The organism is Pedobacter sp. 22226 (assembly GCF_052045455.1).
Taxonomy (GTDB): Bacteria; Bacteroidota; Bacteroidia; order Sphingobacteriales; family Sphingobacteriaceae; genus Pedobacter; species Pedobacter jeongneungensis.
The window spans coordinates 1-11,774 of record NZ_JBQEPB010000015.1 but is presented as its reverse complement, the minus strand read 5'-3'; the positions used below and the strand labels follow the sequence as shown (position 1 = coordinate 11,774).

General features: G+C 35.9%; 15 protein-coding genes. 10 read left to right on the top strand and 5 right to left on the bottom strand.

Annotated features, from left to right (window positions below; translation table 11 throughout):
• Window positions 1-540 carry a DUF4296 domain-containing protein gene (locus ACTJKC_RS25085; RefSeq protein ID WP_440796374.1) on the bottom strand — a complete coding sequence of 180 codons (540 nt, stop codon included), beginning with the start codon at window positions 538-540 and terminating at the stop codon, window positions 1-3.
• 93 nt (window positions 541-633) lie between these two features.
• On the opposite strand from ACTJKC_RS25085, the gene ACTJKC_RS25080 reads away from it, so the two are divergent.
• The 4 genes from ACTJKC_RS25080 (at window position 634) to ACTJKC_RS25065 (ending at window position 4,381) form a co-directional block, all read left to right on the top strand.
• Complete coding sequence (locus tag ACTJKC_RS25080; protein ID WP_440796372.1) at window positions 634-1,335, top strand: YggS family pyridoxal phosphate-dependent enzyme; 702 nt, start codon at window positions 634-636, stop codon at window positions 1,333-1,335.
• A 1-nt stretch (window position 1,336) separates the two neighbouring features.
• Window positions 1,337-1,804, top strand: coding sequence for a GNAT family N-acetyltransferase (locus ACTJKC_RS25075; RefSeq protein ID WP_344853568.1), 468 nt, complete (start codon window positions 1,337-1,339; stop codon window positions 1,802-1,804).
• Window position 1,805: 1 nt separating this feature from the next.
• Complete coding sequence (locus ACTJKC_RS25070; RefSeq protein WP_440796370.1) at window positions 1,806-3,074, top strand: aspartate kinase; 1,269 nt, start codon at window positions 1,806-1,808, stop codon at window positions 3,072-3,074.
• A gap of 119 nt (window positions 3,075-3,193) precedes the next feature.
• The gene (locus tag ACTJKC_RS25065; RefSeq protein ID WP_440796368.1) at window positions 3,194-4,381 is read left to right on the top strand and encodes a class I SAM-dependent methyltransferase; all 1,188 of its coding nucleotides are present in this window, start codon (window positions 3,194-3,196) and stop codon (window positions 4,379-4,381) included.
• A gap of 731 nt (window positions 4,382-5,112) precedes the next feature.
• Here the strand turns inward: ACTJKC_RS25065 and ACTJKC_RS25060 are convergent.
• The 4 genes from ACTJKC_RS25060 to ACTJKC_RS25045 all read right to left on the bottom strand — a co-directional run bounded on the left by ACTJKC_RS25060 (window position 5,113) and on the right by ACTJKC_RS25045 (window position 7,989).
• Window positions 5,113-5,310: a cold-shock protein gene (locus ACTJKC_RS25060; protein WP_029276380.1), complete on the bottom strand. Its 198-nt coding sequence runs from the start codon at window positions 5,308-5,310 to the stop codon at window positions 5,113-5,115.
• A 211-nt stretch (window positions 5,311-5,521) separates the two neighbouring features.
• Window positions 5,522-6,157 carry a peroxiredoxin gene (locus ACTJKC_RS25055; protein ID WP_440796365.1) on the bottom strand — a complete coding sequence of 212 codons (636 nt, stop codon included), beginning with the start codon at window positions 6,155-6,157 and terminating at the stop codon, window positions 5,522-5,524.
• A 162-nt stretch (window positions 6,158-6,319) separates the two neighbouring features.
• Window positions 6,320-7,414, bottom strand: coding sequence for a trypsin-like peptidase domain-containing protein (locus ACTJKC_RS25050; RefSeq protein ID WP_440796363.1), 1,095 nt, complete (start codon window positions 7,412-7,414; stop codon window positions 6,320-6,322).
• 8 nt (window positions 7,415-7,422) lie between these two features.
• Window positions 7,423-7,989 (bottom strand): RNA polymerase sigma factor, encoded by a 567-nt coding sequence (locus ACTJKC_RS25045; protein WP_344853574.1) that lies wholly within the window; start codon window positions 7,987-7,989, stop codon window positions 7,423-7,425.
• 205 nt (window positions 7,990-8,194) lie between these two features.
• Here ACTJKC_RS25045 and ACTJKC_RS25040 point away from each other — a divergent pair, with 205 nt between their 5' ends.
• The 6 genes from ACTJKC_RS25040 to ACTJKC_RS25015 all read left to right on the top strand — a co-directional run bounded on the left by ACTJKC_RS25040 (window position 8,195) and on the right by ACTJKC_RS25015 (window position 11,579).
• Window positions 8,195-8,416, top strand: coding sequence for a hypothetical protein (locus ACTJKC_RS25040; RefSeq protein ID WP_055911571.1), 222 nt, complete (start codon window positions 8,195-8,197; stop codon window positions 8,414-8,416).
• Window positions 8,417-8,561: 145 nt separating this feature from the next.
• Complete coding sequence (locus tag ACTJKC_RS25035; RefSeq protein WP_025142864.1) at window positions 8,562-8,780, top strand: hypothetical protein; 219 nt, start codon at window positions 8,562-8,564, stop codon at window positions 8,778-8,780.
• 129 nt (window positions 8,781-8,909) lie between these two features.
• Window positions 8,910-9,131: a hypothetical protein gene (locus ACTJKC_RS25030; protein WP_344853576.1), complete on the top strand. Its 222-nt coding sequence runs from the start codon at window positions 8,910-8,912 to the stop codon at window positions 9,129-9,131.
• A 140-nt stretch (window positions 9,132-9,271) separates the two neighbouring features.
• A complete protein-coding gene (locus ACTJKC_RS25025) occupies window positions 9,272-9,478 on the top strand; it encodes a hypothetical protein (protein WP_440796360.1) in 207 nt (68 codons plus the stop codon).
• Between the two features lie 115 nt (window positions 9,479-9,593).
• Window positions 9,594-10,940: an adenylosuccinate lyase gene (gene purB / locus ACTJKC_RS25020; RefSeq protein ID WP_440796358.1), complete on the top strand. Its 1,347-nt coding sequence runs from the start codon at window positions 9,594-9,596 to the stop codon at window positions 10,938-10,940.
• An 87-nt stretch (window positions 10,941-11,027) separates the two neighbouring features.
• Window positions 11,028-11,579 (top strand): NifU family protein, encoded by a 552-nt coding sequence (locus tag ACTJKC_RS25015; protein ID WP_344853579.1) that lies wholly within the window; start codon window positions 11,028-11,030, stop codon window positions 11,577-11,579.
• Window positions 11,580-11,774 lie beyond the last annotated feature (195 nt).

Genomic DNA, 11,774 nt, shown 5'->3' with positions numbered 1-11,774 from the left:
TTATTGTACCAGGGCCGGAGTGGTGGCCGAAACCACCTGCATTGCTCCGGTTTTCTTTATATTAATGAGTGAATCGGCCTGTTTTTTCTTTTTCGCAATCTCAGCGGCAGCTTTTACCTTCGATAAAGAATCGGGTTTCATTTTTTTTCTGATCGCGAGAGAATCGGCCTTAAACTTCTTCGCAATCACCAGCGAATCGGCTTTAAATTTCTTTTTCTGAATCATTTTATCTGCTATTTCTACCGCTTTTTTCTGCCGGGTTAAAGATTTCTGTATGTTTTTGTACATCACTTCCAGCTCCTTCGGATTGGTATTATACCACACCAGGCTTTTATTATACGCCGCAGAATCTATTCCGAATTTTTTATAAATACCTTTATAATATGCTGCTGCCACCTTTTTAGCAGAGTCTGCCACATAGATGTTAGCTATGTAGCCATCAACAATATGCATATCATATAAAATTTTTTCCATCTTATCAGGTTTAATAATGTCATCAGGTATGCCCGGCTTGCAACCAAACCATAATATAGCTGTCATTAAAACCCATATTAATCTCTTCATGCTTAATTAAAATATTATTTTTTGCCCAAATTGCAGCAAGGTTATTAATTTTACCAAAAATAGTTATAAATGAGCATAGCTGATAATCTTAAAAAATATAAAAGCGAAGTTGAATCGGACGGGGTAAAACTGATTGCAGTTTCAAAAACACAACCAATAGAATCAATTTTAGAAGCATATAACACCGGACAGCGCATTTTTGGAGAAAACCATGTACAGGAAATGGTTGAAAAGGAAGCGCAGCTCCCTAAAGATATCGAATGGCACCTCATCGGCCACCTGCAAACCAACAAAGTAAAATACATTGCCCCTTTTGTTAAACTCATACATGGAGTTGATAGTTTAAAACTGCTGCAGGAAATTGATAAACAAGCCGCAAAAAACAAACGCGTAATCGACTGTTTGTTACAGGTTTATATTGCCGATGAAGATACCAAATTCGGACTTGGTTTTGATGAAGTGATTGAATTACTACGCGACGAAGCATTCGCCGAATTAAAAAACATCCGTATTGTAGGTTTAATGGGCATCGCTACCAATACAAAAAACGAAAAACAGATTACTGTTGAGTTTAACGAATTAAAAGTATTTTTTGATGGTATAAAAGTAAGCTTTTTCCGTAAAGAGGATTCTTTTAAAGAAATATCAACAGGAATGAGCGCCGATTATAAAATCGCGATTGAAGAAGGCAGTACCATGGTACGCATTGGCAGCAGCATTTTCGGCAAAAGGGTCATTAAACATTTCAAAAACGATATTTCTGCAAATTAATATGGATTTCAATATCAGATTTGCTACGGCAGAAGATTGCCCAAGAATACTGGAGCTGATTAACGAGTTAGCCGTTTACGAGAAGGCTCCTGAAGAAGTAACCGTTACTTTAGATCATTTTATTGATGCAGGCTTTGGTAAAAACCCGGTTTGGAAGGCTTTCGTGGCCGAAGTAGATAATACTATTGTCGGCTTTGCCCTTTATTACACCCGCTATTCTACCTGGAAAGGCTGCAGATTATACCTCGAAGATTTTATCGTAACCGAAGAATTCCGTGGAAAAGGCCTGGGCAAAATATTATTTGAAAAAGTAATAGCAGAAGCCAAAAACGGCAATTATAGCGGAATGGTTTGGCAGGTGCTCGACTGGAATGAACCCGCCATTAATTTTTACAATAAATACAAAGCACATTTAGAAAGCGGCTGGTTAAACGCAGCTTTATCTACAGAACAAATCAAGGCATTTTAATATGGATATTTTTAAGTTTGGTGGTGCCTCGGTAAAAGATGCGGCAGGAGTAAAAAACCTTGCAAATATTGTGCGCGATTACAAAAAAGGAAACTTGCTGGTCGTAATCTCGGCGATGGGCAAAATCACCGATAAATTAGAAAAACTCACCCAGGCATTTTTAGCACAAAATGATGAGGCGCATGCCATTTTTGAAGAAATTAAACATTTTCATTTCAACATCATAGACGAACTTTTTCAAGGAAAACACCATCCGGTTTACGATGATGTAGCCAATACTTTTGTAGAAATCGATTGGTTGATTGAAGATGAACCGGACAACAATCCGGATTATATTTACGACCAGATTGTTTCTATCGGAGAAGTGGTTTCGACCAAAATTGTAGCAGCCTGGTTAAATGAAACGGGTAGTAAGACGCTATGGGCAGATGCGCGCAACTATATCCAGACTGATAATACTTATCGTGAAGGAAAAGTTGACTGGACAAAAACCAATCAGATTATACAAAAAGATTTAGTACCACTCTTAAGTGACAATATTATTGTAACACAAGGATTTATCGGCGGAACAAGTGAAAATTACACCACAACTTTAGGTCGCGAGGGCTCTGATTATTCAGCAGCTATATTTGCTTCCTGTTTAGATGCCGCTGCTTTAACCATATGGAAAGATGTTCCAGGTGTATTGAATGCCGATCCAAAGTGGTTTGATGAGACCGAAAAAATTGCCCAGCTCTCTTACCACGATGCCATAGAACTTACTTATTATGGTGCAACGGTAATCCATCCAAAGACGATAAAACCGCTTCAAAACAAAGGCATTCCGCTTTTTGTAAGGTCGTTTATACAGCCGGAAGGTTCAGGAACAGCCATTACCAAAGAAAATAATCCCTTGCCAATCCCCTCTTTCATTTTTAAGGTGAATCAGGCGCTAATTTCTATTTTCCCGAAAGATTATTCCTTTATTATTGAAGAAAACCTGAGCAATATTTTTGAACTTTTTCATAAGCATAAAATTAAAATCAATACCATGCTCAATTCTGCAATCAGTTTCTCGGTAAGTATTGATGATCATCCGGTTCAGATAGAAAAACTGATCAATGACCTATCAGATGAATTTACCGTAAAATACAATAAGGGCCTGGAACTGGTAACCATCCGTTATTACAATCAGCAAACGATTGATCGTGTAACCGTAGAAAAAGATATTTTACTCGAAGTTAAAAGCCGCCACACCTGCCAGATGGTGATGAAGAATAAAACAACATAACGTTATTGAATAACATTAAACGCGTACGTCATTTCAACCGCTGTGGAGAAACCTACCTAAACAGATTTCTCCATTTCGCTGCGCTTCAGTCGAAATGACGACCCTTTTTAATAATATAAATGAACAACAAACTTTTAGCTAAATCTGTACAAAATTATATCAACGCAAACTTAAGTGCAGATGTAAATCAGATTGCTTTAGCCAAAAGTCCGTTCGAAGGCGTAACTTCAGCCGAATTAGCTACACAAATTACCGCAAAAAAGAAATCGGAGAAGAAATTACCCACCTGGTTCAATACCGAAAATATTTACTACCCGCCCGTACTTTCTATAGAGCAAACATCTTCCGAAGTTACAGCGAATTACAAATCAAAGCTGGTCAAAGGAAATACTTTAATCGATATTACAGGAGGTTTTGGTATAGATAGTTATTACTTTTCTAAAAAAGTACAAGAAATTATCCATTGCGAAATCAATCCTGAATTATCTGAAATAGCGCAGCATAATGCAGACGCATTAGAAGCAAAAAACATCAAATTCAGGGCAGATGATGGCATTGCTTATATTCAAAATATTGACGAAGCATTCGATACTATTTATGTAGATCCGGCTCGTAGAGCCGAAAAAGGTAAGGTTTTTATGCTGAAAGACTGTACTCCGGATGTAGTGGGTAATTTGGATGCATTGTTAAAAAAATCATCTAGGATTATTATTAAAACGGCTCCTTTACTTGATATTTCTGCCGGATTAGCAGAATTAAGGCAAGTAAGTGAAATCCACATTTTAAGTGTGAAAAATGAATGTAAAGAGCTTTTATGGGTAATTGATAGGGGCTTTGATCAAGACACTAAAATTATTGCAGCAACTTTAAATAACGGAATTGAAAAAGATTTCTCTTTCTACCGGTCAGCAGCCAACGGAGCTGTTCAGTTTGCAGAAAAATTAAATATTGGCGATTTTCTATACGAGCCAGATGCGGCGCTGTTAAAATCAGGCGCTTTTAATTTAATTGGATCAACTTATAATCTCTTAAAACTGCATCCTCAAACGCAGCTATTTACATCTGATGCGATAAACAAGGTATTTGCGGGTAGGATATTTAAAATAGATGCGATACTGAACACCGCTGAACTCAAAAAAGCAGGGAATTTAAAAGGTAACGTGATTGTCCGCAATTACCCTGCAAAAGCCGAAGAGCTGGTTAAGAAATATAAAATCAAAGCAGATCAGGAGCAGTTTTTGATTTTCACCAAGGTTGCCAACGGAGAAAATGTAATTTTAAAAGCGTCGATTATACAGTATTATTAGCTGTTATGCTAGGTATGACTACCTCAATTATCGCATCTCGAGCGGAGTGCAACGCAGCCAAGAACCACAAAGTGCTCAGCGAAGCTAAATCTACCCCGAGATAGATCTCTCCCCGCCTGTACGGGCAGGCATTCCATTGCATTCCAGTCGAGATGACGGCCATTTAATTGAACTGTCATTCTGAACGCTGTGAAGAATCTTTAATATACAAAATATTAAATTTAAGCTAACTAACTTTTTTAGGAAAGCAGGTTCAGAAGCTTTTGGGATACCACAGTCCCGCTCCCGCTTCTGCCGATGAAAATATCGGCATCTCGCTAAGATCGGGTTTAGCTTGCTTAATTACTACAGCTGTTGTTTGTAAAATAAACCCGACAGACAGCGTTATCCCGATTTAAGTATTATATTTTATCCTTAGCGCATTTCAATAGGGATTAAGCAAATGGCGGGACTAGCGAAACCGAAGTACTACTGCTGCTGCTGTTCAAAAAACAAAACAAAATTAAATAACTCTAGTTAGAAGTGCCCCTGAACTTAATCAATAACTTGCAGGTAGCGAAAACCTAACCTAAATGCGAACTGGACCTGTATGTAAAGTAAAGTCCGGAATACCGTATTTCATCGGTCAGGGATTCATCACTAGGTTCAGAATGACAATACTATTAATGCAAAAAGCCCTTCTTTCGAAAGGCCTTTTGCAGGGATGAAGAAATAATCTTTATGTGATTTGCTTAAACTTTCTTAACGTTTACTGCCTGTAAACCTTTTCTGCCTTCAGCTACTTCAAATTCTACTGTGTCGTTTTCTTTCAAGCTTTCGATTCCACCTAAAACATCTTTAAAATGTACAAATAAGTCTTTATTGTCTTCTTGCACAATAAATCCAAAGCCTTTTTGAGTGTTAAACCACTTAACTTTTCCGGTTGCCATAAAAAAATAAAAAATTGTATAAAATAAATAAACCTTTTACGCTTTGATCAGCATTTCATTCAACCAATTGACTCTTAAAAATGGGATAAACAATCAGTTTGAGCGTTAATATTGAAACAAAACTATCAAATATAATAATTTACGCCTATAATGCAACCCCTTTTTGGCCGTTCAACAAGAATGTTGCGTTTCAAAAAAGGAAATCGCAAAATTATTTATTCGGTTGAGGTGTTGTACGTAAATAAGGTTTAATTACCTGGTGTCCTTTCGGAAATTTAGCCGGAATATCCTCGGTTTTGATGCTGTTAACCACAATTACATCTTCTCCATCCTTCCAATCGGCAGGAGTAGCTACGCTATAATTGGCCGTAAGTTGTAAAGAATCGATTACCCGCAATACTTCATTAAAGTTTCTACCGGTAGAAGCTGGGTAAGTAATAATCAATTTCACTTTTTTATCGGGACTGATGACGAACAATGACCTTACCGTTAATGTTTCTGAAGCATTCGGGTGGATCATATCATAAAGGTTTGCAACAGTTTTATCCGGATCGGCAATAATCGGGAATTCAACAGAAGTATTTTGCGTTTCGTTAATGTCGTTGATCCAGCCTTTGTGCGATTCGGCAGAATCGACACTCAGCGCCAAAACTTTAACATTTCTCTTTTCAAATTCACCTTTTAATGCCGCTGTTCTGCCTAATTCTGTAGTACAAACTGGGGTATAATCTGCAGGGTGAGAAAACAGTACTCCCCAGCTATCTCCTAAATATTCGTAAAAATCGATTTCCCCAATAGAAGTATTGGCCTGGAAATTTGGTGCGGTATCGCCTAGTCTTATGCTCATAATATGATAATTTTTAAGTTGATTAAAACAAATCTAAACAATAGTATAGTAAATACATAGGCATTATATTATTTTAAGACCTCTAAATTACAATTGCAATAAAAAACCCTGAAGGTTTTAGATCAACAGGGTTTAAGAATATTAATTTGTTTGGGGTTTTAACTAGTAGGCTTTAATCATAAATACATAATCCTGTATTTTTTCGATCTGCTTGGTGCGTTTTAATCCTGAAAGCAAGCTCTTTTTATTAGCTGAGAGCTTATTTGTTCCTAAAGAATCCTGAGGGATTGCCCTCATGGCTTCTAAAATATATTTTGATTTGATTGCGAATGCAGCACCTTCAGTCTGATCCGGTTTACCACTGATAATCCCCACTAAATTTCCGTTATTATCTAAAACCGGTCCGCCACTATTACCCGGGTTAACCGAAATAGCCACCTGATATTGAGTAGTATCGCCAATAAAACCGTTTTTCGAGCTCACATAACCTTCTCCAAGTACCGCATCATCTTTTGGATAACCCAAAGTATAAACCATTTCGCCAATACTGCTCATGCTTCTTTTAATGGTATAAGGTATAGATGATAAATTACTGAAATGTTTATCGCTGATTTTTAAGATGGCAATATCATTCTGTGGATCGGTATAAACAGATTTTACTTTAAACGATTCGCCTTTACTGTTCTGTACATATAAAGAATCGGCTCCATTAATAATGTGAAGATTGGTTAAAATATAACCATTGGTAGAAATGGCAAAACCTGTACCGCCAAAACTATTCTGAACACTCGGCTTATCAGATGTAGTGGTATTGTTATTGATTTTCCTGATCAGGCTGTTTTGCGTTTTTATGGCTTTATTTACCTCATTGCTTAACTGCCTGTAATGTTCTTCCTGTTTACTGCTATGCTGGATAGAATAAATAGAAACCAGTGAAAGTATTAAAAATGAAGCGGCAACGGCAATGGCAGATTTATGTTTGCGCCATAACTGCACCACACGCGATGGATGCGGCCTTAGCGCGTTGGCCAAGCTTTCTACATCAATTTCTGCATGGATCTGGTTCAATTGTTCCTTTAAACGCAACTGCCCGGCAAACGTTTCCATAGATTCTAAAAAGAATTTATGCGAAACTACTTTATGATCTACTGTGGCATCATTACGACGTAACTGTTCAAAAGCTTCAGTTTCCTGTGCATTAAGTTTACCTAAAAGATAATCTTCAATAATTGCATCTAACTCCAAATCGTTTCTCATTTCAATTATTATGGTTGAAAAAATATTTTCTTTAACCTTTGCAGGCATTTATATTTCTGCGTTTTTGCATTATCGGTATTGGTATAACCAAACTTTTCGCAAATATCCTGCATGGATAAATTGTGGATATAAAAATCCTGAATAATGGTTTTACAAGGTTCTCCGAGATGATCGAGTGCCGATTGCATTTTTACAAATGCGGCATCTTTTTCTTCGTGTTCTTCTACATCCTCCTCAACGGCAAACACATCTTCATAATCGGTAATATTGCCTGCCTTTTTACTGTTCAGGTTAAGTTTCTTCAACCAGATACGCCGACAAACCGAATAAATGTAGGTTTTAAGTTTGCTGCTCAGCTCAAAATTGCCTTCCTTAATTTTGTTATATAAAATAATAATGGCTTCCTGGTAAACATCTTTTGCATCATCTTCATCACCATTATTGTTCAGGATAAACTGCAAAACCATTGCATAATAAGCCTTGTATAACTTGTTAAGTGCATCTTCGGAGTTATTTAGAATACCTAAAATAACCTCTCTATCTGTTGGAACTGAACCTTTTAAACTGTTATTCACTAGTTAATACATTTTTCGGTAAATAGTAACCCAATATTAGACAAAAAAATATTTATAGCTACTATAATTGCTTAATACAAACTTAAGCCCATCGGTAACCCAAAAGGCCGGATAAAAAATATTTTAACTTTTTTTCTGTTTATCGGGTTACCTTTCTACCTTTGCGGCATTAATAAGAAATTAATTACTTTAAAAAAATTCAAAAATGAAAAATGCATTCAAATTAGGCTTTTTAGCTTTAGCTTTATCTTTATCAGTTGTTGCTTGTAACTCAGAGAAAAAAGCTGAAGGAGCTGATACTACTTTAACTGATTCTTCTACTATCGTTACTGATACTACTGCAAAAGATACTACAGTTAAAGATTCTACAGTTAAAGATACTACTGTAAAAGCTACTACAACTACTACAGAAGAAGTTAAACACTAGTCTAACTTTATCATAAGAAAACGCCTTGAAGCCAGCTTTAAGGCGTTTTTTATTTTTATTTCATTTTTTTTTATTTTTTTGGGTTACCTTTTTTAATAATCAGTATTAACAGGTAAATTAATTAATTACTTAAAAAATATTCAAAATGAAAAATGCATTCAAATTAGGCTTCTTAGCTTTAGCTTTATCTTTATCAGTTGTTGCTTGTAACTCAGAGAAAAAAGCAGAAGGTGCTGATACTACAGCTACTGATTCTTCAACTGTTATCACTGATACTACTAAAAAAGATACAGTAGTTAAAGATTCTACAGTAAAAGATACTTCAGTAAAAACTACTACTGAAAAAACTGAAGTTAAACACTAGTTTAAATAACATAAAAAAAACCTCCCAGATGCAAATCGGGAGGTTTTTTTATTTTAACCCCCATATGAGGGTTACCTTTCAGGTATTTGAGTATTAAGAGTATATATTAACCCTAAAACATATATCAAAATGAAAAATGCATTCAAATTAGGCTTTTTAGCCATGGCTTTATCTTTAACAGTTGCTGCTTGTGGTGGTTCAGACAAAAAAGCTGATGGCGCTGATACAACAGTTACAGATTCTTCTACAATTGTTACTGATACCACTAAAGTTGATACAGTAGTTAAAGATTCTACCGTAAAAGACACTACTGTTAAAGCTACTACTACTAAAGAAGAAGTAAAACACTAGTTAATTTAACTAAATATTATAAAAAAGGTCGCGATTTTTACATCGCGACCTTTTTTATTTAGAAAAACTGGGTTACTTTTTAATTTTTCTGGTATTAATTGGTAATTAATTAATTTTTAAAACCAAACCAATCAAAAAAAATGAAAAATGCATTCAAAATGGGCTTTTTAGCACTAGCTTTATCTTTATCAGTTGTAGCTTGTAAATCAGAGAAAAAAGATGGCACAACCGATTCATCTACAATTGACTCTACAGTTGTTGATACTACCGTTAAAGATACTACTGTAAAAGATACAACCGTTAAAGACACTACAGTTAAAACTGATACTACTGCTGTTAAAAAATAGTTTTATCAAAGCATTTGAAAAGTCTTAGTTAACCTAAGGCTTTTTTTTATTTGGGTATCTAGACCTTAAAATCCATCAATTGTAGTAAATTTGCGGCAAAAATATAATCCGCATAATGAATTTAACATCACTACAAGCTATTTCACCTGTTGATGGTCGTTACAGAAAAACAACCGAAAGTTTAGCTGCTTACTTTTCGGAAGAAGCATTGATTAAATATCGTGTTTTTGTAGAAATCGAATATTTTATCGCACTTTGTGAGATCAACTTGCCTGGCTTGGAAAGTTTTGATAAAAATCTTTACGCCGGATTACGTAAAATACACGAAAATTTCTCAGAAGCTGATGCGCTGGAAATAAAAGAGACTGAAAAAGTAACCAATCATGACGTTAAAGCTGTAGAATATTTTATCAAAAGCAAATTCGATGCACTTGCACTTCAAAACTATAAAGAGTTTATCCATTTTGGCCTAACCTCTCAGGATATTAACAATACTGCCATACCATACTCTATTAAGCTTGCCTTAAATGAAAGTTATTATCCGGCGATTGATACCTTGATCGAAAAAATAAATGCACTGGCAACTGAATGGAAAGATATTCCGATGCTGGCACATACGCACGGTCAACCAGCCTCTCCTACTAAACTTGGAAAGGAATTTTTGGTTTTCGCAGAGCGTTTGAGTATTCAGGTAGAAAGTTTAAAAGCCATTCCGAACAGCGCAAAATTTGGTGGCGCAACCGGAAATTTTAACGCACACCATATTGCCTATCCACAAGTAAACTGGGTTGACTTTTCAAATGAGTTTGTAAACAACACTTTGGGTTTAACCCGTGCGCAACATACTACACAAATTGAACACTACGATCAGTTTGCGGCACAATGCGATGCCCTAAAACGCATCAATAATATCATTATCGATTTGGACAGGGATATCTGGACCTATATCTCGAAAAATTATTTCAAACAGAAAATTAAGGCAGGAGAAATCGGTTCGTCGGCTATGCCACATAAAGTTAACCCGATTGATTTTGAAAATGCAGAAGGTAATGCAGGTATTGCGAACGCCTTATTCGAGTTTTTTGCTGCGAAATTGCCTATTTCGCGTTTACAAAGAGATTTAACCGATTCTACTGTTTTAAGAAATATTGGGGTTCCATTCGGTCATACTTTAATTGCCATTAATTCTACTTTACGCGGCCTGAATAAAATTTTATTAAATGAAGCAGCTCTACATGCTGATTTAGATGATAACTGGGCAGTTGTAGCAGAAGCCATCCAAACGGTGTTGAGAAGAGAGAACTTTCCTAATCCCTATGAGGCTTTAAAAGAACTTACCAGAACCAATTCAAAAATCAACGCAGCCAGTATTGCTGATTTTATTGAAGGACTTGCCATTTCGGAAGAGATAAAAGCACAATTGAGGACCATCAGCCCTTTTAATTATACCGGCGTTTTTTAACCGGATTAAATTGACGTTAAGCAGACAGCAGTTAAAGGTTTTATTAATGACTTATTGTTAATTTTGTTTATTCAAATTGATTAAGACATGACGATTAACGTATATACAGAACAGACTCCAAACCCAGCTACCATGAAATTCATGGTAAATAAGCTGTTAATTAATGGCAGTGAAGATTTTGCGACTAAAGAAAGTGCAGAACATTCTCCGTTTGCTAAAGAGTTATTTAAGTTCAACTTTGTTTCTGGTGTGTTTTTCGCCAGTAACTTTGTTACTGTTACCAAAACAGATGATGCTGAATGGGCTGATATTGAAGCCATTTTGAAAGAATTTGTTAAAGGAGCGGTAGAATCTGAATTAAAAATTAAAGAAGCAACTGCTGAAGAAGCTCCGGCTTTTGAAGGTTCGGAAACTGAAATTAAAATCCAGCAGATTTTACATGACTACGTTCGTCCGGCTGTTGAGCAGGATGGCGGTGCAATTACCTATAAATCTTTTGATGAAGGTGTGGTAACGGTAGAATTGCGTGGATCTTGCAGTGGCTGTCCATCCTCTACCATTACGCTTAAATCAGGTATCCAGAATTTATTACAGCGAATGGTACCAGAAGTTACAGAAGTGGTTTCTGAAGCGCTTTAAATTGCATTTTTCATAGTACATATATAGTGAAAAGGTCCTGGTGTAAACCGGGACTTTTTTTTATTTGAACCTCTTTCCCGTCATCTCCTTTGGTTTATCAAACTGATTTTTTTGTTGCAAATCTTATTACAAGAAGAAAGCTTAGTAAGCGTTTAAATAAAAGGCAGGGTGAATTTTCGTCATCTCTAGTTTTAA

Coding starts and splice junctions, on each gene's coding strand:
- ACTJKC_RS25085 (WP_440796374.1), bottom strand. CDS start 540: ATGACAGCTATATTATGGTTTGGTTGCAAGCCGGGCATACCTGATGAC.
- ACTJKC_RS25025 (WP_440796360.1), top strand. CDS start 9,272: ATGAAAAATGCATTCAAAATGGGCTTTTTAGCACTAGCTTTATCTTTA.
- ACTJKC_RS25065 (WP_440796368.1), top strand. CDS start 3,194: ATGAACAACAAACTTTTAGCTAAATCTGTACAAAATTATATCAACGCA.
- ACTJKC_RS25075 (WP_344853568.1), top strand. CDS start 1,337: ATGGATTTCAATATCAGATTTGCTACGGCAGAAGATTGCCCAAGAATA.
- purB (WP_440796358.1), top strand. CDS start 9,594: ATGAATTTAACATCACTACAAGCTATTTCACCTGTTGATGGTCGTTAC.
- ACTJKC_RS25055 (WP_440796365.1), bottom strand. CDS start 6,157: ATGAGCATAAGACTAGGCGATACCGCACCAAATTTCCAGGCCAATACT.
- ACTJKC_RS25040 (WP_055911571.1), top strand. CDS start 8,195: ATGAAAAATGCATTCAAATTAGGCTTTTTAGCTTTAGCTTTATCTTTA.
- ACTJKC_RS25030 (WP_344853576.1), top strand. CDS start 8,910: ATGAAAAATGCATTCAAATTAGGCTTTTTAGCCATGGCTTTATCTTTA.
- ACTJKC_RS25050 (WP_440796363.1), bottom strand. CDS start 7,414: ATGAGAAACGATTTGGAGTTAGATGCAATTATTGAAGATTATCTTTTA.
- ACTJKC_RS25015 (WP_344853579.1), top strand. CDS start 11,028: ATGACGATTAACGTATATACAGAACAGACTCCAAACCCAGCTACCATG.
- ACTJKC_RS25060 (WP_029276380.1), bottom strand. CDS start 5,310: ATGGCAACCGGAAAAGTTAAGTGGTTTAACACTCAAAAAGGCTTTGGA.
- ACTJKC_RS25070 (WP_440796370.1), top strand. CDS start 1,806: ATGGATATTTTTAAGTTTGGTGGTGCCTCGGTAAAAGATGCGGCAGGA.
- ACTJKC_RS25035 (WP_025142864.1), top strand. CDS start 8,562: ATGAAAAATGCATTCAAATTAGGCTTCTTAGCTTTAGCTTTATCTTTA.
- ACTJKC_RS25080 (WP_440796372.1), top strand. CDS start 634: ATGAGCATAGCTGATAATCTTAAAAAATATAAAAGCGAAGTTGAATCG.